Here is a 19,415-nt window from a genome sequence, read left to right as displayed (position 1 = left end):
CCGGACCCGGGTCGAGGCGACGGTCCGGGCCGGAGCCGCCGGGTGCCCTGGACGCGACACCCGGCGTACCCGGGAAAACGGCTCAGCCGGGCGGGGCCGGCGCCTGGGCCGGGACCGCGGGCGTGCTCCGGGGCGGAGCCGGCGGGGTCGGCCGGGAGCGCCGGCCGCGGAGCCGGCGGACCAGCCAGACCAGCCCGAACGCCGGCAGGCCCAGCGCGACGGCCCACGGCAGCAGTGCGCCCAGCACGGTCAGCAGGATCCGCAGCGACACGACGAACGCCGTCCAGCCGCCCTCCAGCCCGGCCAGGAAACCGATCGCCGGCTCGTCGTCCTCCGGCACCTGGGCGTTCGGCCCGAGCAGCACCGCGGTGACCGTGGAGAGCGCGGTCAGGTCGGCCAGCCGGCGCTTCTTCGCCTCCAGCGAGGCGAGGTCCGCCTCCCGCTTGGCCAGCTCGCTCTCCAGCATCACCAGGTCCGACAGGGATTTCGCCTGGGCCAGCAGCCGCCGGCCGCTGGCCACCCTCGCCTGCTGGGTCGCGATCCGGGCGTCCAGGTCGAGGGTCTCCTCGGTGACATCGTCGGTCTTCACCTCCCGGCGCAACTGCTCGCCCAGCCGGGCGACCTCGTCCACCACGGCGGCGAACCGGTCGGCCGGGACCCGCAGTTGCAGGGTCGCCTCGGAGCGTGACGCGTCGCTGCTCCGGTTGTCGCCACCGAGGAAGCCGCCCGCCCCGGTCACGATGCCCACCGCCCGGGCAGCCGCCGCCTCCACGTCGTCCACCCGTACCGTCACCGAGCCGGTGTAGACGATCGCGCGCTGACCGACCCCCAGCTCGGTCGTCGGTTCCTTCGCCGGCTGGCCGGCGGGTGGCGCCCCGCCCCCGCCCAGCGGCCCCTCGGCCGCGCCGGGCTGTGCCTGCTCGGCACCGCCGGCCGGGGCGTCCGCCGCCGAGGTGCCGGCGGCGCTGTCCCCGCCGTCGGCTCCGCAGCCGGCCAGCGCCAGGGCGGCGGTCAGTGCCACCGCACCCAGCAGCCCGGCTCGCCGGCGGCCCGCTCCGGCCGAGATCCTGCCCCGTCCGACCACGGTCCCGCTTCGTTCGCTCATGTCCCCTCCGTTCGTCCGTCCCCCGTAGAGGCGTTCCGTCAGACGCGCCGCGAAGTCACCCCGGTTCCGGCAGACTGCGCTGGAGACATCACGATTCGGTGACCGAGGAGTCTCGATGCGACTGACCAAGTACGGCCACGCGTGCGTACGGGTGGAGGAGGACGGGGCGGTGCTGGTCATCGACCCCGGCAACCTCACCGAGCCGGCCGCGCTGGACGGGGTGGACGCGGTGCTGATCACCCACGAACACGCCGACCACCTCGACGTGGACGCCCTGGCCGAGGCGCTCGACCGGCGTCCGTCGGTGACCGTCCACACCCATCCCGACGTGGCGTCCAAACTGGATGCACTGGCCGGCGTGGTGCGCACGGTCTCCTGCGGGGAGTCGTTCGAGGCGGCCGGCTTCGCCGTGCGGGCGTACGGCGGCTGGCACGCCGAGATCCATCCGGAGATTCCCCGGGTGGTGAACCTCGGCTTCCTGGTGAACGACTCGGTGTACCACCCGGGCGACTCGTTCGACGTACCGGAGGCGGTGCAGGTGGACACTTTGTTCGTGCCGATCTCGGGTCCCTGGCTCAAGCTCGCCGACTCGGTGACCTTCGTCCGGGCGGTCAGCCCGCGCCGGGCGTACGCGTTGCACGACGGGCTGCTCGGCGACGCCGGGCTGACGGTGTACGACAAGAACATGGCGCTGCTGGCCAACTGCGACTACGCCCGCCTGGTGCCCGGGACCGCGGTCGACTGAACCCGGAGAATCGAGAGAATGCCCGACCTGCCCCGTGACCTCGTCGAACGGCTCTACACCGCGCCGCCGGACGGCTTCGTCGCCGCCCGCTCCGGGGCGGCCGCCGCGGCCCGGGCCGCCGGCGACCCGAGCGCCGCCCGCGAGATAGCCAAGCTGCGCAAGCCGACCGTGGCGGCCTGGCTGGTGAACCTGCTGGCCCTACGCCGCCCGGAGCTGATGGCCGACCTGGTCGAACTCTCCGCCGCGCTCCGGGGCGCACAGCGGGAACTGCGCGGCGACCGCCTGCGGGAACTCTCCGCGCAGCGGCGGGGCGTGGTGGGTGCGCTGGTCGGCCAGGCCCGGGCGCTCGCCGAGGAGGAGGATCCCCGGCTGGCTGGCGGAAAGCTGCCGCTGGCCGAGGTGGAGGCGACGTTGAACGCGGCGCTCGCCGACGTCGAGGTCGCCGAGCAGGCCCGGTCCGGCCGACTGGTCCGGGCGGCCAGCTACGCCGGCTTCGGCGAGGTACCCAGGCCACAGCTGCGACTGATCGTCGGCGGCCCGGACACCGGGGAGCTGACCGAAGGCGCCGTCGACGAACTGGTCGAGGAAGCCGCCGAGGCCGCCGCCGACGGGTCCGCGGAGCCGGGCCGGGAGACCGGGACCGGTCGGGCGGCGGCGGGCGGGGTGGACGGCCGGCGTACCGGAGCCGGGGCGGGGCGACCGGGTGCTGCCGGTGGGCAGCGCGGCGCCTCGACCGCCGAGCGGGCAGCCGCCCGGGCCGCCCGGGCCGAGGAGTCCGCCCGGGCCGCCCGTCGTCGTACCCTCGACCGGGCGCTGGCCGAGGCGGGTACCCGGCAGGAGCGGGCCGAGGCGGAGCTGGCGGCGGCGGTGGCGGCCGAGCGGGACGCCGCCGCGGCGCTGACCGCGATCGAGTCCGAACTCGCCGAACTGGAGCGGCGGCGGGCCGCCGCCGAACAGGAGTCCGGGCGGCGCAAACTGGCAAGGCGGGCCGCCGAGCGGGGAGCGGTCGCCGCCCGGCGTCGGGCCGGCGAGGTGCAGGCGGCGGTCGAGGCGATGGCGGAGGACGGCGACGACACGCCCTGAGGCGGCGCCGCCGTCACCGATCCCGGCGCCCGGCTCGGTCGGGCTGGCGCGCTGGACGCGCCCGGTTCGGTCGGGCCAGCTCGGTCGGGCCGGGAGGCGCCCGGCGGGTCGTTCCGGCGCGGCTGGCGGTCGGGGCTGCCGAAATCCCCGTCTGCGAGGCAGACTCAACCGGGTGACGCGGGCGGAACCCGGAACTCAGACCGGAAGGCAGTGTCGTTGACCCCCGAGCAGGCCGCCGGCGCGGCCAGGCCGACCGTGCTGAAGTTGGGCAGCGCCTTCATCGAGTGTCCCCGCACGTTGCGCCGGGCGCGCCAGATGGGCATCTCCGGCTGGGCGTTCCTGGTGACCGGTCGTGGTGCGGTCCTCGGCGACGTACGGACCGAGACCGTGGCCGCCGCGATCGGCATCCTATCGCCGGACGCGGTCGCCGACGGCTGGGAGACCGCCGTCCGGGTGGCCACCCCGAGCGCGGTGGCCGAGGTAAGCCGGGCCGAGTGCTGCCGCTGGGGGATCGACTACCTGGCCAACTTCCCGCCGCTGGCCCGGCTGATCGAGTTGGTCGAGCCGGTCGTGGTGGCGGCCGACGCCACCGGGATGCCGCTCTTCGCGGCCTGGCGGGGCATGCCGGTGCCGGCGGACGCCGCCCCGGCCGCCCGGGCGGCCGTGCTGCTGCACCTGCTTTTCGAGTACTACTCCGGCGCCAGCCTGATGGCGGTGCGCGCGGCCGGCATGACGGCGATGGAGGTCATCCTCGCCGGTCCGGAGGGCGAGTCCGGCGCGGTGACATACGGCTGGTCGCCGCCGTACCCGCCGGTCGGGCCGCTGGTCCGGCGGCGGCTCTGGGCCGAGTCGGTGACCGACCGGATCGTGGCCCAGGCGTACGGGGTGCTCGACCCGGCGGAGCGGGTGGAGTTGGTCAGCCTGCTCGGCGCCGCGCTGACCGGCGTGCGGATGTCACCGCCCAACCTGGACTGACTGTGAGCATGGTGGGGGCGCCGAGCGGGGCCTGCCGGACGCGCTCCGGGCCGTGGGGCTGGACAGCCCGGTCCCGGTACGGGTGACCGGGGAACTGCCGGGCCGGCTCGACGCGCCGGTGGAGTCGGCGGCGTACTTCTGCGTGCTGGAGGCGCTGGCCAACGCCAGCCGGCACGGCGGTGCGAACACGGTGGAGATCGACATCGCGCACACCGGCACGGTGTTGCGGATCACGGTCGCCGACGACGGTCGGGGCGGCGCTGATCCGGCCCGTGGGACCGGGCTGCGCGGCATGCGGCGTCGACTGGGCGCGTTCGACGGGATACCCACTGTGCGCAGCCCGGTCGGCGGCCCGACGCTGGTGACCGTGGAGATCCCCTGCCCACTTCCCGGGTAGCGGGACGGCTTCGCCGGTAGCGGGGACGGCCGGGTCAGGCCGAGGCGGTGCCGGTGGGCCGGGAACGCAGTTCGGCCACGTAGTCGTCGGGGGCACCGGCCTTCTCCGCCGCGTTGGCGATCTCCGACAGGTACCACGCGGTGGGCAGCCCGCCCTCGTAGCCGGCGAAGACGTACACCCAGGCGGTGATCTCGCCGTCCAGGGTGACCACCCGGACGTGCAGCTTCCGGTACGTGCCGGAGGCCACCCCCTCGACCTCGTCGAGTTGGGCGGCGTCCCAGGAGTGCACGTCGTAGAGTGCGACGAAGACCCGATCGCCGGGCGACTCGACGATGGTGGTGACGGCGCCCTCCCAGCCGATCACCCCCTCGCCGGCGAAGGTGAGCCGCCAGCCTTCCAGCCAGCCGGTGCCCACCATCGGCGAGTGCGGGCAGTAGGCACGCATCCGGGCGGGATCGAGGTTTGAGCCGTACGCGGCGTAATGACGCACGGCGATGACGATAGCCCGGTGGAGGGGTGGGGGAGAATACGACCGTGCGTGTCGGACGGGTTCTGAACAAGATTGTCACTGGAAGCAGCGACGGAGGGCGAGCACTGTGAGCCGGATTGTGATCATCGGCGGGGGGCCGGCCGGCTACGAGGCGGCGCTGGTCGCCGCCCAGTTGGACGCCGATGTGACGGTGGTCGAGACCGACGGGGCGGGCGGAGCGTGCGTACTGCACGACTGCGTACCGTCGAAGACCTTCATCGCCAGTTCCGAAGTGGTGACCGGATATCGGGACACCGAGGAGTTCGGGGTGCACTCGGACGGGCTGGACGCGATCACCGTCGACGCGCCGACCGTCTACGGCCGGGTCAAGCGGCTCGCGCTCGCCCAGTCCGCCGACATCCAGGCAAAACTGATCAAGGCCGGCGTGACCTTCGTCTCCGGTCGGGCCCGGCTCGGCGAGGACACGCTCGGTCACACCCACCGGGTGCTGGTGACCCCGTCGGACGGTGACTCCACGTACTCGATGGACGCCTCGACCGTGCTGATCGCCACCGGTGCCACCCCGAGGGTACTGCCCACCGCGGTCCCGGACGGCGAGCGGATCCTGACCTGGCGCCAGGTGTACGACCTGGCCGAGCTGCCGGAACAGCTGATCGTGATCGGCTCCGGCGTCACCGGCGCCGAGTTCGCCAGCGCCTACCTGGCGATGGGGGTACAGGTGACCCTGGTCTCCAGCCGCGACCGGGTGATGCCGCACGAGGACCCCGACGCCGCGATGGCGATCGAGCAGGTCTTCCGGGCCCGGGGGATGGAGATCCTCAACAACAGCCGGGCGAACGCGGTCCGCCGCTCCGGCGACGGGGTCGAGGTGGAACTCGCCGACGGCCGGGTGGTGTCCGGTTCGCACGCGCTGATGGCGGTCGGCTCGATCCCCAACACCGCGGATCTCGGCCTGACCGAGTACGGCGTGACGGTGGCCCCGGGCGGCTACGTCAGCACCGACCGGGTCTCCCGGACCAACGTGCCCGGCATCTACGCCGCGGGTGACTGCACCGGGGTACTGCCGCTGGCCAGCGTCGCCGCCATGCAGGGCCGGATCGCGATGTGGCACGCGCTGGGCGAGGCGGTCTCGCCGCTGCGGCTGCGTACCGTCGCCGCCAACGTCTTCACCGATCCCGAACTGGCCACGGTCGGGGTGTCGCAGAACGAGGTGGACTCGGGGCGGGTCCCGGCCCGCCAGGTGATGCTGCCGCTGGCGGGCAACGCCCGGGCCAAGATGGCCGACCTTCGGGACGGCTTCATCAAGCTGTTCTGCCGCCCGGCCAGTGGCCAGGTCGTCGGCGGTGTCGTGGTGGCGCCGAAGGCCAGCGAGCTGATCCTGCCGATCACCATGGCGGTGGAGAACAACCTCACGGTCGACCAGTTGGCGATGACCTTCACCATCTATCCCTCGCTGTCCGGATCGATCACCGAGGCGGCGCGGCAGTTGATGCTGCACGGGCTGGAGTAGGGGACTCCGGCGGCTCCGGGCGGGTGGTACGGATAGCTTCGCGGGGCGGTGGTGGCGCGGCCGGCGGCGTACCGTTGTCGGCGCGCGAACCGTATCCCGTCGGGTCCCCCGTTCCCGGTGGTCGAAGCGGTTCGCCACCGGGCCGCCGGCGGGTCCCGCGCCGGCGGCCCTCCTAATCGGCGAATCCGCCATCGGCGATCAAGGCACCGACCTGCCGTGGTGCTCGGGGCAGTCATCGCCTGACCGCCGATACGGCCGTGATCGGTTTTTGCTGGTCATGCGTCGTCGCGGTGTTGCGCGGGCGCAACGAGATCGGCGTGGCGTCAGGTCATGGCGGACTTGTTCGAGGACTACCGCCTCGGCCCCGGCTGGGACGAGATGTTCGGCGCGCCCGGGATGCCGCGGGACGCGTACGAGGCGCTGCATGCCCCGCAACCGCTGTCCAGCGTGGAGCTGCGGGTCCGGGCCGACGTGCTCGCCAACACCGGGCAGGGCGTCGAGGTGACCATCACCCGACTGCGCTGAGCCGGGCCGGGTGGAAATCGACTGCGGGCGGCCAGCCAGCCGGAGTACCGTGGCCGCCATGCGCAGCGCGATGAGCGAGACGACGACGCCGGGACACCCCGGCGTGCCGCGCTGACGCAGACCAACTCGTCGACTGGCCCCGGGGCGATCCGCTCCGGGGCTTTCGTCGTGCGCACCAGATCGGCGCGGTCCCGGGGTGGAGCAGCCGTCGGGCCGTACCAGATCTGGGAGCTGACATGCACGACCACCGCAGGCTCGGCCGCGAGCTGGAGCTGTTCCACGCCGATCCGCTCTCCGGGGCAGGGCTGCCGGTCTGGCTGCCGGCCGGCGCCGCCGCCCGGCACAGCGTCGAGGAGTACGTCCGCGAGTTGGAACGCCGGGCCGGCTACCAGCACGTCTACTCGCCCCCGCTGGGCAAGCGGGAGCTGTTCGAGCTGTCCGGGCATCTCGGCTACTTCGCCGGAGACATGTTCCCGGTGCTGCGGCTCTCCGACGACGACGAGTTCGTACTCCGTCCGGCGCTCTGCCCGCACCACGCCCTGGTCTACCGGGCCCGGGGCCGGTCCTATCGGGAGCTGCCGCTGCGCATCGCCGAGCTGGGCGGGATGTACCGGCCGGAGCGGTCCGGGGTGCTCGGCGGGCTCAGCCGGGTGCGGGCGATCTCGCTCAACGACGCGCACAACTTCTGTCCGCCGGAGCAGGTCGGCGCCGAGGTCGCCGAGGTGCTGGAGCTGATCCGGGTGGCGCACGCCGCGCTCGGGGTACGCCCGGCGGGGTTCCGGCTGTCGCTGCGCGGACCGGGCGAGAAGTACGTCGGCGACGACGAGGAGTGGCGGCACGCCGAGGACCTGCTCCGGGCGGCACTGTCCGGACTGCCGTACGTCGAGGCGCCCGGGGAGGCGGCATTTTACGGACCGAAGATCGACATCCAGGTACGGGACGCGGCCGGCCGGGAGTCGACCCTCTCCACCATCCAGCTCGACTTCGACAAGCCGGCCCGGTTCGACCTCTGCTACGCCGACGCCCGGGGACGGCGGGCGCGGCCGGTGATGGTGCACCGGAGCCTGGTCGGCAGCATGGAGCGGCTCTTCGGGTACCTGATCGAGGTGCACGCCGGAGCCTTCCCGGCCTGGTACGCCCCGGTCCAGGTGCGGGTACTGCCGGTCGGGCCGGAGCAGGTGGCGGCGGCCGAGGCGTTCCGCCGGGACTGCGTACTCGCCGGGCTGCGGGCGGAGCTGGTCGTCGACGGGTCGCTCGGCGCCCGGATCCGGGACGCCGCCCGGCGCAGGGTCCCGTACGCGGCGGTGCTCGGTGCCCGCGAGGTGGCGGCCGGGCAGGTGGCGCTGCGGCTGCGGGACGGCCGGGGCGTCGACCCGATGGCGGCGCCGGACGCATTGGGCCTGATCGCGGGGGTGGTCGCCGGCCGGTCGGCGGAACTCCTACCCTGAGACCCTGCCGGGCGTGGTCTGGCGACTGCCTCCCCGACCGGCTGTCGGGGATGTTCCCCGCGAGCGTGATACCACAGAGGCATCATGATGCCTCTGTGGTATCACCGTCGAACTGGTTCATGCCCGTCCGGCCCTCTCGACCCAGGGAACTTGTCGATGACAAGATATGCTCGCGGGTATGAGCGAGGAGAGTGAAGCACCGGGCCGGCCGTATCACCATGGAGACCTGCGGCGGGCGCTGCTCTCCGCCGCCGCGACCGCGATCGAGGAGTCCGGTCCGGCCGGTCTCAGCCTGCGCGACCTGGCCCGCCGGGCCGGCGTCTCGCACGCCGCCCCGGCGCACCACTTCGGCGACAAGGCCGGGCTGCTCACCGCGTTCGCCACCGAGGGCTTCGAGATGCTGGCCGACAGGCTGGCCCGGATCCGCCAGGAGTCCGACGGCAACCTGCTCGAACTCGGCGTCGGCTACGTCATGTTCGCGGTGCGGCACCGGGCCTACTTCGAGGTGATGTTCCGGCCGGATCTCTTCCACCGCGACGACGCCGCACTCGCCGCCGGCCAGCAGCGGGCCCGGGCGGCACTCCGGGCCGGTGTGGCCGGCCTGCCGGCGGCACCGGTCGGCCCGGAGGCGGCGCAGACCGAGCTGGCCGCCTGGTCGATCGTGCACGGCTTCGCCAACCTGTGGCTCGGCGGAGCGCTTCGGGGCGACCAGGTCGGCGACGACCCGGAGGCCGCCGCCAGGCTGGTGATCGCTCGCCTCTTCGCGACACCCGGTTGAGCCGCCGGGGCCGATGCCGCTCACCCGGTCACCTCACCAGTTGGTGGGCAGCGGCATCCCCTCGGTGTAGCCGGCGGCGCTCTGCACCCCGACCACCGCGTTGGCGTGGAACTCGGCGAGATCGGCGGCGCCGGCGTACGTGCACGCGCTGCGTACCCCGGCGACTATCTCGTCGATCAGGTCCTCCACGCCCGGCCGGTTCGGGGCGAGGTACATCCGCGCGCTGGAGATCCCCTCCTCGAAGACCGCCTTCCGGGCCTGGTCGTACGGGCTGTCCTCGGCGGTACGCGCACTGACCGCCCGCGCCGAGGCCATGCCGAAGCTCTCCTTGTAGCGCCGGCCGTCGGCGTCGGTGTAGAGATCCCCGGGTGACTCGTAGGTGCCGGCGAACCAGGTACCGATCATCACGTTCGACGCCCCGGCGGCCAGGGCCAGGGCGACGTCGCGCGGGTGGCGTACCCCGCCGTCGGCCCAGACGTGCCGGCCCAGCTCGCGGGCGGCGGCAGCGCAGTCGAGTACCGCGGAGAACTGTGGCCGGCCCACCCCGGTCATCATCCGGGTGGTGCACATCGCACCCGGCCCCACGCCGACCTTGACGATGTCCGCACCCGCCTCGACCAGATCCCGTACCCCTTCCGGGGTGACCACGTTGCCGGCGGCCACCGGGACCGGCGGGTCCAGGCTGCGTACCGCACGCAGGGCCCGGAGCATCCGCTCCTGGTGGCCGTGCGCGGTGTCCACCACCAGGGTGTCCACCCCGGCCTCGAAGAGCGCGGCGGCCTTGCCGGCGACGTCGCCGTTGATGCCGATCGCGGCGGCGATCCGCAACCGACCCTTGCCGTCCAGCGCGGGCCGGTACAGCGTGGCCCGCAGCGCGCCCCGGCGGGTCAGTACCCCGACCAGCCGGCCCTCGACGTCGACCACCGGAGCGAGCCGGCGGCGACCCCGGGACAGCCGGTCGAACCCGGTCCGGGGATCGGCCTCGGCGGGTACGGTGTGCAGTTCGGTGGACATCACATGCCGCAACTGCGCGAACCGGTCCACCCCGACCGTGTCGGCCTCGGTCACCACGCCGACCGGCCGCCCATCCGGGTCGACCACGATCACCGCACCGTGCGACCGCTTCGGCAACAGATGGATGGCGTCTCCGACGGTGTCGGTCGGACCGAGCGTGATCGCGGTGTCGTGCACCAGGTGCCGCTGCTTGACCCAGCCGATCACCTCGGCGACCACCTCGATCGGGATGTCCTGCGGCAGTACGGTGAGACCTCCGCGCCGGGCCACCGTCTCGGCCATCCGCCGACCGGCCACCGCCGTCATGTTGGACACCACGATCGGGATGGTGGTGCCGGTCCCGTCGCTGCTGGCCAGGTCGACGTCGAGCCGGGACTCCACGGCCGACCGGACCGGGGCCAGGAAGACGTCGTTGTAGGTCAGATCCTGGGTGGGCTTTCCGCCGGTGATGAACCGCACCTGGCCATCATGCCGGAGGACGATCCGCCCGGCCCGGCAGTCCCGCTGGTCACGTCACCAGCCTCTCCGGTTCTCACCGGTGTCGCCGGGGTCCCGCGACGCCGGTGTCCCCGCTCTCGTCGTTTCCTCGCCCGCCTGACTGTCTGGGCTCGCCGTCTGCCCGCCTGACTGTCTGGGCTCGCGGCCAGCCGGTGCCGGGACTCCGGGCCGAGGGTGTGCGACGTGTGCCGGACGGGTCAGCTGATGACGCAGATGACGGCACCGGCGGTGAGCACCCCACCGACCTCGACGGCGAGTTCGCTCACCACGCCGGCCTTGTGCGCGTGCAGCGGCTGCTCCATCTTCATCGCCTCCATGACGACGATCAGGTCACCCTCGGCGACCGTGTCGCCGTCGGCAACCGCGATCTTGACAATGGTGCCCTGCATCGGGGAGGTCAGCGCGTCTCCACCGGCGGCGGCCCCGCCCGCCGTACCCGACCGGCCAGCGCGCCGGGCCGGCCGTCGGGCGGCAGCACCGGAGGCAACCGGGCCGGCGGCCGGGGTCGTACCCGCGCCGTAGCCGGCGGGGAGGCTGACCTCCAGCCGCTTGCCGCCGACCTCGACCACGACGGTCTCCCGGGCGCCGGCCGGCTCGTCGGCCGGCCCGGCGCCGGTGAACGCCGGCACGGTGTTGTCGAACTCGGTCTCGATCCACCTGGTGTGCACGGTGAACGGCGCGGAGGTGAACGCCGGGTCCCGGACGACGAGCCGGTGGAACGGCAGCGCGGTGGCCATCCCGTCCACCACCATCTCGTCGAGGGCCCGGCGAGCGCGCTCCAGCGCCTCGGTACGGGTCTCGCCAGTGACGATCACCTTGGCGAGCAGCGAGTCGAAGTTGCCGCCGATCACGTCGCCCGCGACGATGCCGGCGTCCACCCGTACGCCGGGCCCGGTGGGCAGCCGCAGCGCGGTCACCGTGCCCGGCGCCGGCAGGAAGTTCCGGCCCGGGTCCTCGCCGTTGATCCGGAACTCGATCGAGTGCCCGCGCGGCACGGGATCGGCGTCGAACCGGAGCTTCTCGCCGGACGCGATCCGGAACTGCTCCCGGACCAGGTCGATGCCGGCGGTCTCCTCGGTCACCGGGTGCTCCACCTGTAGGCGCGTGTTCACCTCCAGGAAGGAGATGGTGCCGTCCACGCCGACCAGGTATTCCACGGTGCCGGCGCCGTGGTAGTCGGCCTCCCGGCAGATTGCCTTCGCGCTGGCGTGGATCGCCGCCCGCTGCTCGTCGGTCAGGAACGGGGCCGGCGCCTCCTCGACGAGTTTCTGGTGGCGGCGTTGCAGCGAGCAGTCCCGGGTCCCGACCACCACGACGTTGCCGTGCTGGTCGGCGAGGACCTGCGCCTCGACGTGTCGGGGCCGGTCCAGGTACCGCTCGACGAAACATTCGCCCCGGCCGAACGCGGCCAGCGCCTCGCGGGTGGCCGACTCGAAGAGCGCCGGGATCTCCGCCATCGTCCGGGCCACCTTGAGGCCCCGGCCGCCGCCGCCGAACGCCGCCTTGATCGCCACCGGCAGACCGTGCTCGGCGGCGAAGGCCAGCACCTCGTCCGGCCCGCTCACCGGCTCGGAGGTGCCGGGCACCAGCGGAGCGCCGGCCCGCTGCGCGAGATGCCGGGCGGTGACCTTGTCGCCCAGGTCGCGGATCGCCTGCGGGCTCGGCCCGATCCAGGTCAGGCCGGCGTCGATCACCGCCGCCGCGAAGTCCGCGTTCTCCGAGAGAAACCCGTAACCCGGGTGTACGGCATCAGCGCCCGACCGGGCGGCCACGTCGAGCAGCTTGTCGATCCGCAGGTACGTCTCGGTCGCGGTCTCGCCGCCGAGTGCGTACGCCTCGTCGGCGAGGGTGGCGTGCAGCGCATCCCGGTCCGAGTCGGCGTAGACGGCGACGCTGGCCAGTCCGGCGTCCCGGCAGGCGCGGACGACCCGTACCGCGATCTCGCCCCGGTTGGCGATCAGTACCTTGCGCACGCGGCTGCTCCTCCTCGAATCGCTCCCCACCGTCGCCGGTCGCCGAGGTGGCTGCCAGGGACGTTGCCAGGCGCCATTGTCAACGATCCCGGCCGTCCGCCCGACGGGCGGGGGCGGTGACCCGGTCGGCCGACCCGGGTCCGGCGCTGCTCCCGACCCGCTCGATAGTCGCTTCCAGCTGCCGCCGAGAAGGCGGCGTTGCTGTTGGTCACCGAGTCAGCTACACGCTGTTACCTAGCTGGTCGGCCCGTGCCACGGGGCGGCGTTGGTAGCTAGTCAATTTTGGCTATTACGCTTCTGGGTGTGTCAGCTACCCGAATGATGATTCTCGGCCTGGTCCGGTGGATGCAACCGGTGCACGGCTATGACGTACGTCGCGAGCTGTTGAGCTGGAGCGCGGACAAGTGGGCGAACGTCCAGCCCGGCTCGATCTATCACGCGCTGCGCAAGCTGACCGAGGAGGGATTGTTACGGGAGGTGGCCACCGAGCAGGTCGGCGCCCGTCCGGCCCGGGTCACGTACGGGATCACCCCACAGGGCGAGGACGAGTTCCAGGGCCTGCTCAGGGGCAACTGGTGGAACCTCGGCGAGGTCGTCGACCCGTTCTTCGCGGCCTTCTCCTTCCTGCCCGCACTGCCCCGGGAAGAGGCGTCGGCGGCGCTGCGTAACCGGGCCCGACTGCTGCGGGCGGTCAACGACAGCCTGCGGGCGGCGATGGAGTCCGGCTGGATGAAGAAGGACAAGCCGGTGCATGTCGCCTGGATGTGGCAGTTGTCGATCGCCCGGGCGGAGGGGGAGATCGGCTGGTGTGAGCGGATCGCCGACCTGATCGATGCCGGGGTGCCGTACCTGCCGGAGGACTACGCGGAGAACCAGGATTGGGCGCAGTTCGCCTCGATGGCCGTCGACGCCTCCTGGGCCGGCGGGCGTACGCCGGACGATCCGGCTTCCGCCGGGCCGCCGTTGGTGGCGGGGTCGGAGTCGTCGTCGGAGTCGTCGTCCCTACCTGCCGGGGACGGCAGTACGACGCGTAATAATCAACGTTGACTAGATGCGCTATATCGCGTTAGCCTCCCGGAAGCGTTGCGGTGGGCGCCTTCTGGCGTGCCCCGGGGGATGGGGCCGGTGGGGATGCCGGTCCAGGCTGACCAGGAGCAGGCATGATCGAGACAAAGGGGTTGCGGAAGTCGTTCCGCTCCCGGCAGGGCAGAGCGAAGAAGTCGGTCGACGCGGTCCGCGGTGTCGACCTCGTGGTGGCCGAGGGGGAGATCTTCGGCTTCCTCGGCCCGAACGGCGCGGGCAAGACCACCACGCTGCGGATGCTCGCCACGCTCATCGAACCGGACGGCGGCGAGGCCAACATCGCCGGCGTCGACCTGCGGACCAACCCGGGTGAGGTGCGGCGGCGGATCGGCTACGTGGCCCAGGGCGGCAGCACCTGGGACGAGTCGACCGCCCGCGAGGAGCTGGTACTGCACGCCCGGATGTACGGCCTCAGCAAGGCCGAGGCGAGCCGGCGCGCGGTACGCGCCCTGGAGGCGTTCCAGCTCACCGAGTACGCCGACCGCAAGTGCAAGACGTACTCCGGTGGCCAGCGCCGGCGGGTCGACATCGCGCTCGGCATCATCCACGAACCGAAGATCGTCTTCCTGGACGAGCCGACCACCGGCCTCGACCCGCAGAGCCGGGCGCACATGTGGGACGAGATCCGCCGGCTGCGCGCCGAGGGCATGACGGTCTTCATCACCACGCACTACCTGGACGAGGCGGACGCGCTCTGCGACCGGATCGCCATCATGGACCACGGCGAGGTGGTCGCCGAGGGGACACCGGCGGAGCTGAAGCGGGAGATCTCCGGCGACGTGGTGCTCGTCGCCATCGAGGGGTCGGCCCAGGACGCCGGCAAGGTGCTGGAGACCGAGCCGTACGTCACCAGGTTGGAGACCTCGGACGAGGGCGCGCTCCGGCTCTACGTCAACGACGGGGCCCGGGACATGCCCCAGATCCTCCGCGCGCTCGACGCTGCCGGCATCGCGCTCAGCTCGATCGAGCTGCACCGGCCCAGCCTCGACGACGTGTTCCTCACCAAGACCGGCCGCTCGCTGCGCGAGTCCTGACCGCTCGCCGCGCGAGTCCTGCGCGTTCGCCGCGCACCGCCGAACAGGAGACTTGTGATGAAATTCGCCCGCGACACATGGTTGATCTTCCAGCGGCAGTTCCTACTGCTGGTCCGCCAGCCCGTCTGGCTCTTCGTCGGCATCTTCCAGCCGGTGATGTACCTGCTGCTCTTCGCCCCGCTGCTCAAGCCCGCGTTGCAGGCGTCGAGCAACGCGGAGGCGTACCGGATCTTCGTGCCCGGCCTGCTGGTCCTGCTCGCCATCTTCGGCGGGCTGTTCCAGGGCTTCGGTCTGATCGCCGAACTAAGGGCCGGGGTGATCGAACGGTCCCGGGTCACCCCGGTCAGCCGGCTCGCCCTGCTGCTCGGCCGGTCGCTGCGCGACGTGGTGTCGCTGATCGCCCAGGCGATCATCATCACCGTGCTGGCGCTGGCCTTCGGGCTCTCGGTCTTCATCGGGGACCTGCTGCTCGCGTACCTGATGCTTGCCCTGATCGCGCTGATGACGTCGGCACTGTCCTACGGGATCGCGCTGGTGGTGAAGAGCGAGGACGCGCTGGCGCCGCTGATGAACACGATCGCCCAACCGGTTCTGCTGCTCTCGGGGATCCTGCTGCCGCTGAACTTCGCGCCCGGCTGGTTGCAGGGGATCGCCGACTGGAACCCGTTCTCCTGGGCGGTCGACGGCGCCCGGGCGCTGTTCGCCGGCGATCTCGGCAACGACGCCGTCTGGCAGGGACTCTCGGTGATGGCGGTGATCACGGCGCTCGCCGTGGTCTGGGCCGCGCGCGAGTTCGCCCGCAGCGTCCGCTAGCTCCCCATCGGGTACGGGCGGAGCCGGCCCCGGCGCCGGTTCCGCCCGTAGCCCCGGGCAGGTGTCGGCGTCGGTGCAGGTGACGGTCAGCGGCGGCGGGCCAGGGTGAGGCCGTCGGCGATCGGCAGCATCACGAGCTCGACCCGCTCGTCGGCGAGTACTGCCTCGTTGAACTCGGCGATCGCCCGGTCCGCCACGCTCTGCGGGGCCAGGATCCGACCGCCCCGCAGCACGTTGTCCACCACGATCAACCCACCGGTACGCATCCTCGGCACCAACTCGGCCCAGTAGGTCAGGTAGCCCGGCTTGTCGGCGTCGACGAAGGCGAGGTCGAGGTGCGGCTCCACGGGGAGAGACCGCAGACTCTCGGCGGCCGGGCCGATCCGCAGCTCGATCCGGTCGTCGACGCCGGCCCGTGCCCAGTACCGGCGGGCAACCGCCGTGTACTCCTCCGAGATGTCGAAGCAGGTCAACCGGCCGCCGGCGGGCAGGCCACGGGCGATCGCCAACGAGGAGAGCCCAGTGAAGGTGCCGACCTCGACCGCCTGCCGGGCGTTCACCAGCCGGGTCAGGAAGGTGAGGAGTCCGGCCTGCTCCGGAGCGATCTGCATCTCGGCGTCGGCCGGCAGTAGGGAGACCGTCTCGTCGATCAGCTCCTGGGCCAGGACGTCCAGCGGGGAGCCGTGCGCCAGGACGTACGCGTGCAGGTCTTCGGTGAGCGGAATCGACTTCGTCGGCACGGCTCGACGCTATGCCAGGTTCCCGGCCGACGGTAGCGGTTCGTCAGTGCGGGTCGGTCGCCGCCGACGTGGCCGCCGTCCCGGCGTCGGCACCGAACGGAGTCGTTCGGGCGGCATCGAACGGAGTCGTTCGGGCGGCCCAGAGGTCCGTGATCAGCAGGTCGAGGTCGCCGAGCATGTGGCGGAACAGCGGCAGGGAGAGGCCGATCACCGCGCCGGGATCGCCGTCCACCCGGTCGACGAACGGGCCACCCAGCCCGTCGATGGTGAACGCGCCCGCCACCTGCAACGGCTCACCTGTCGCCACGTACGCGGCGATCTCTTCGTCGGTGATCTCCGCGAAGTAGACGGCGGTGCCGGCGACCCGGGCAACCTCCCGCCCGTTCGACAGGTCGATCAGGCAGTGCCCGGTGTGCAGCACGCCGCTCTTTCCCCGCATCACCTGCCAGCGGCGGGTCGCCTCGTCCGCGTCGGCCGGCTTGCCGAGGATCTCGCCGTCGAAGGCCAGCACCGAGTCACAGCCGAGCACCAGCGTACGGGGCTCGGCCGCGTTGTTTCCGATCTCATCGATGGCACCGGCACCTGTACCAGCCGATGCGATCCGCTCGGCTACCGCTCGTGCCTTCAGTTGAGCCAGTGTGAGGCTCAGGACTTCCGGGGTCGAGGGGTCCACCTGCGATTCGTCGACCCCGCTGACCAGTACGTCCGGCTCGATACCGGCGGCCTGCAGGAGCTTGCGTCGGGCCGGACTCGCCGAGGCGAGCACCAGGCGTAGCCGATTTGTCGTGTGCACGACGGCCAACGTACCCGGCCCGGCGAGAGCTACCCGCGATCGGGCCGGGTGTTCGGGCGGCTCAATTCAGAAGCGGCGCGGCTGCTGTCGCCGTCGCATCAGGAGCACCACCAGCAGGGTCACCAACAGGCCCAGTACGACGAGAGCCACCAGGACACCGATCAGGATCGTCGAGCCGACGTTCGATCTGTTCTCCGGCTCGGGAGCCGCGTTGCCGGTGGGCTGGGTCTGACTGGGGCTGGCCGCGGCACTAGCGCTCGGATCGGCGCTTCCCTCCAGGGGAGGTACGTCCGCCGTCAGCGCCTTGACCAGGTTGAGTACGCCGTACCCGTACTCCACGTCCCGACCCGGCGCCCCCTTGTCATCTGCGGTTGCGGTCAGCCGATGGACGACTTCCTCCGCCGACAGATCCGGAAACTTGCTCCGTACGAGCGCAGCCGCCCCAGCCACGATCGCAGTCGATGGCGAGGTTCCAGTGCCGGTTCGATAGCGCCCGTTAACCGAGGTGCTGACAATTCCGACCCCAGGTGCGCTGATGGCGAGCCTACTGCCTGTAACAGAGATGTCGGCGTGCCCTCCTCTCTGGTCAGTCGCGCCAACCGCAACGACTCCCTCTGCTGCGGCGGGAAATTGGATTAGAAAATCTCCGGGCCTGTTGCCGGCTGCTGCAACGATGACAATATCTGCCTCGGACGCTGCTCGTAGCGCGGCGTTCAGGCGAGATGAAGATCCCCCTCCTGAGGATATGCTGATTACGTCTACTCGCTTCGATACCGCCCATTCAATGGCTTCGGCGGTATCGTCCATTTCGCCAGCCCCGCCAGCCCCTGTCCCATCTTGTATTGGAATTATCTTGGCCTTGGGTGCGATCCCTAAAGCCCCATTGCTCCCGCGGCCATGGGCGGCAACTAAGCCGGCCATCCCGGTCCCATGCCCGCCGGGGTCGCTATCCCGGCGTCCGTCTCCCGACCCCCTACCGGCAGTAACAGTGCCCGACAGTAGGTTATTCTTAAGGTCGGGATGGGGATCGACGCCGGTGTCTATGATGGCGACAGTGACCCCTTGGCCCTGGCTAACTTTGTGTGCTTCGGCAATCTTCAGGTACTTCAGATGCCATTGATTGCTACGCATCTGGTCGGCCCTGGCCGCCGTCGCTGGCAAAAATGCGACGGCCGTGGCACAAAGCAGTGCCACGGCCGTGCGGGTTGTGCGGAAGATCACCGCTTGTGACCGATCGCCGGGCCAGGGTCGATCCTGCCCTCATTGCGACTGGGCAACATGACCGGCGCTACTCCCTCATCTGTCTCCCATGGATTATCCGGGTCCCAGTGGCGACTGTTTTCTTCGTTGCTACCGCTACTCTGACCACCAGTTCGTGCGCCAGAGCTCATACTACTGATTCGCTGGCTGGCACCGACTGGCGTCGTGCCTGCGCCGTTACCGCCGATGACACCACCGACCGGGTTGATCCGCCGAGTTCCTCCAACTCCCGAAGCGGGCTGTGAGAGGCCTGTGCCTGGTGTTCCACCGATCATCCCGCCCGGAGGCATTACTCGCGGACCCATTCCAACGTTGGGGCCAAGTCCTGGCTTGTTTAGCTGGTTCCCAAGTGGTACCGCTGACGTCGGATAGCCAGGAGGCAGCCCCGGCGGCTTAGCCCCAGGAGGCAATCCTGGCGGTCTGGCTCCTGGCGGCAAGCCAGGGGGAATCGGGTGCGGTGGCAAACCGGGACCAACGGTGGGCGGCGGCGGTGGAACGACGCTCGGCGGCGTTGGTGGCACCGCCGGGGGAGCTATCGGCCCAGTACCACCGAGGATCGGACCTGCACCAGGCGCAGGTGGTGTCGGAACGACAGTGTGGATGGCCGGAGTCGGAGAGGGACTGTAGCTCGCACCCCCGCCCGCTGGCATCGGCACAACGGGCGGAAGCACCGGCGGGCTCGAGCCGCCCATCGCGCTACTACCACCCGAGCCACCTCCGTTTTCAGGTTCGTCACTCGAGCCCTTGGGATTCTTGTACACCGGAGGCTTGCGAAGCTGCACCTGGGCGGTGGCGAGTTCGCTGCTCAGCCCGTACATGATGTGGCGAGCGCGCCAGTTCAGGTCTTCCAGGTCGGATTGGGTCGTCGGCTGCTGCCCAGCAGGCGGCCGGCCGTTGTTCGCCGTAACCGCCGCGTCGTACTGCTGCTTGGCCTGCTCCTTCGCGAGGTACTCCTTGTGGATCTCCTCAAGGTTCCTACGCGACTCCCAGATCGCCTGAGTCACGCCGCTGAGGGCCTGCTGGTTCGCGGCGGCCGTGTCGTAGACGCCCTGCACCGTTTCGACGAGGTAGTCGAGCCGTGCGACGTACGCCTTCGCCGCCTCGCTCTTCTCCGGCGGCCAAGCTTCGATCAGGTTCTCGCGGTACTGCTT

General features: G+C 71.5%; 18 protein-coding genes. 11 read left to right on the top strand and 7 right to left on the bottom strand.

What is annotated here, in order from left to right:
- Positions 1 to 82: 82 nt before the first annotated feature.
- The gene (locus R6Y94_RS21345) at positions 83 to 1,105 is read right to left on the bottom strand and encodes a DUF4349 domain-containing protein (protein WP_318397644.1); all 1,023 of its coding nucleotides are present in this window, start codon (positions 1,103 to 1,105) and stop codon (positions 83 to 85) included.
- 115 nt (positions 1,106 to 1,220) lie between these two features.
- Between R6Y94_RS21345 and R6Y94_RS21340 the strand changes: the two genes are divergently transcribed.
- The 4 genes from R6Y94_RS21340 to R6Y94_RS21325 all read left to right on the top strand — a co-directional run bounded on the left by R6Y94_RS21340 (position 1,221) and on the right by R6Y94_RS21325 (position 4,305).
- A complete protein-coding gene (locus tag R6Y94_RS21340; protein WP_318397643.1) occupies positions 1,221 to 1,850 on the top strand; it encodes an MBL fold metallo-hydrolase in 630 nt (209 codons plus the stop codon).
- An 18-nt stretch (positions 1,851 to 1,868) separates the two neighbouring features.
- The gene (locus tag R6Y94_RS21335) at positions 1,869 to 2,933 is read left to right on the top strand and encodes a hypothetical protein (RefSeq protein ID WP_318397642.1); all 1,065 of its coding nucleotides are present in this window, start codon (positions 1,869 to 1,871) and stop codon (positions 2,931 to 2,933) included.
- A 216-nt stretch (positions 2,934 to 3,149) separates the two neighbouring features.
- Positions 3,150 to 3,908, top strand: a complete 759-nt coding sequence (locus tag R6Y94_RS21330; protein ID WP_318397641.1) for an SCO6745 family protein — start codon at positions 3,150 to 3,152, stop codon at positions 3,906 to 3,908.
- Between the two features lie 52 nt (positions 3,909 to 3,960).
- Complete coding sequence (locus R6Y94_RS21325) at positions 3,961 to 4,305, top strand: sensor histidine kinase (protein WP_318397640.1); 345 nt, start codon at positions 3,961 to 3,963, stop codon at positions 4,303 to 4,305.
- 34 nt (positions 4,306 to 4,339) lie between these two features.
- Here the strand turns inward: R6Y94_RS21325 and R6Y94_RS21320 are convergent, their stop codons facing one another.
- The gene (locus R6Y94_RS21320; RefSeq protein WP_101369614.1) at positions 4,340 to 4,795 is read right to left on the bottom strand and encodes a gamma-glutamylcyclotransferase; all 456 of its coding nucleotides are present in this window, start codon (positions 4,793 to 4,795) and stop codon (positions 4,340 to 4,342) included.
- Positions 4,796 to 4,901: 106 nt separating this feature from the next.
- On the opposite strand from R6Y94_RS21320, the gene R6Y94_RS21315 reads away from it, so the two are divergent.
- From R6Y94_RS21315 to R6Y94_RS21300, 4 genes are all read left to right on the top strand, one after another.
- Positions 4,902 to 6,305, top strand: a complete 1,404-nt coding sequence (locus R6Y94_RS21315; RefSeq protein ID WP_318397639.1) for an NAD(P)H-quinone dehydrogenase — start codon at positions 4,902 to 4,904, stop codon at positions 6,303 to 6,305.
- A 330-nt stretch (positions 6,306 to 6,635) separates the two neighbouring features.
- Positions 6,636 to 6,830 (top strand): hypothetical protein, encoded by a 195-nt coding sequence (locus R6Y94_RS21310; protein ID WP_318397638.1) that lies wholly within the window; start codon positions 6,636 to 6,638, stop codon positions 6,828 to 6,830.
- Positions 6,831 to 7,066: 236 nt separating this feature from the next.
- Entirely contained in the window at positions 7,067 to 8,278 is a 1,212-nt protein-coding gene (thrS, locus tag R6Y94_RS21305) for a threonine--tRNA ligase (protein WP_318397637.1), read from the top strand.
- Between the two features lie 178 nt (positions 8,279 to 8,456).
- Positions 8,457 to 9,056, top strand: coding sequence for a TetR/AcrR family transcriptional regulator (locus R6Y94_RS21300; protein ID WP_318397636.1), 600 nt, complete (start codon positions 8,457 to 8,459; stop codon positions 9,054 to 9,056).
- A gap of 33 nt (positions 9,057 to 9,089) precedes the next feature.
- Here R6Y94_RS21300 and R6Y94_RS21295 read toward each other — a convergent pair whose 3' ends face one another.
- Together R6Y94_RS21295 and R6Y94_RS21290 are read right to left on the bottom strand one after the other, a co-directional pair.
- Positions 9,090 to 10,529, bottom strand: coding sequence for a GuaB1 family IMP dehydrogenase-related protein (locus tag R6Y94_RS21295; protein WP_318397635.1), 1,440 nt, complete (start codon positions 10,527 to 10,529; stop codon positions 9,090 to 9,092).
- A 236-nt stretch (positions 10,530 to 10,765) separates the two neighbouring features.
- Positions 10,766 to 12,541: an acetyl/propionyl/methylcrotonyl-CoA carboxylase subunit alpha gene (locus R6Y94_RS21290; RefSeq protein ID WP_318397634.1), complete on the bottom strand. Its 1,776-nt coding sequence runs from the start codon at positions 12,539 to 12,541 to the stop codon at positions 10,766 to 10,768.
- Between the two features lie 303 nt (positions 12,542 to 12,844).
- Here R6Y94_RS21290 and R6Y94_RS21285 point away from each other — a divergent pair, with 303 nt between their 5' ends.
- The 3 genes from R6Y94_RS21285 (at position 12,845) to R6Y94_RS21275 (ending at position 15,471) form a co-directional block, all read left to right on the top strand.
- A complete protein-coding gene (locus R6Y94_RS21285) occupies positions 12,845 to 13,588 on the top strand; it encodes a PadR family transcriptional regulator (protein WP_318397633.1) in 744 nt (247 codons plus the stop codon).
- A gap of 113 nt (positions 13,589 to 13,701) precedes the next feature.
- Positions 13,702 to 14,658 carry an ATP-binding cassette domain-containing protein gene (locus R6Y94_RS21280; RefSeq protein WP_318397632.1) on the top strand — a complete coding sequence of 319 codons (957 nt, stop codon included), beginning with the start codon at positions 13,702 to 13,704 and terminating at the stop codon, positions 14,656 to 14,658.
- Positions 14,659 to 14,715: 57 nt separating this feature from the next.
- A complete protein-coding gene (locus tag R6Y94_RS21275; protein ID WP_203858186.1) occupies positions 14,716 to 15,471 on the top strand; it encodes an ABC transporter permease in 756 nt (251 codons plus the stop codon).
- An 86-nt stretch (positions 15,472 to 15,557) separates the two neighbouring features.
- On the opposite strand, the gene R6Y94_RS21270 is transcribed toward R6Y94_RS21275, so the two are convergent.
- The 3 genes from R6Y94_RS21270 to R6Y94_RS21260 all read right to left on the bottom strand — a co-directional run bounded on the left by R6Y94_RS21270 (position 15,558) and on the right by R6Y94_RS21260 (position 18,135).
- Positions 15,558 to 16,211, bottom strand: coding sequence for an O-methyltransferase (locus tag R6Y94_RS21270; protein WP_318397631.1), 654 nt, complete (start codon positions 16,209 to 16,211; stop codon positions 15,558 to 15,560).
- Between the two features lie 43 nt (positions 16,212 to 16,254).
- The gene (locus tag R6Y94_RS21265) at positions 16,255 to 17,004 is read right to left on the bottom strand and encodes a Maf family protein (protein ID WP_318397630.1); all 750 of its coding nucleotides are present in this window, start codon (positions 17,002 to 17,004) and stop codon (positions 16,255 to 16,257) included.
- Positions 17,005 to 17,070: 66 nt separating this feature from the next.
- A complete protein-coding gene (locus tag R6Y94_RS21260) occupies positions 17,071 to 18,135 on the bottom strand; it encodes a S8 family serine peptidase (RefSeq protein WP_318397756.1) in 1,065 nt (354 codons plus the stop codon).
- Positions 18,136 to 19,415 lie beyond the last annotated feature (1,280 nt).

The organism is Plantactinospora sp. KLBMP9567, from assembly GCF_033446045.1.
Taxonomy (GTDB): domain Bacteria; phylum Actinomycetota; class Actinomycetes; order Mycobacteriales; family Micromonosporaceae; genus Plantactinospora.
Note: the sequence above shows the minus strand (reverse complement) of the source record. Positions and strands in the feature narration are given on the sequence as shown.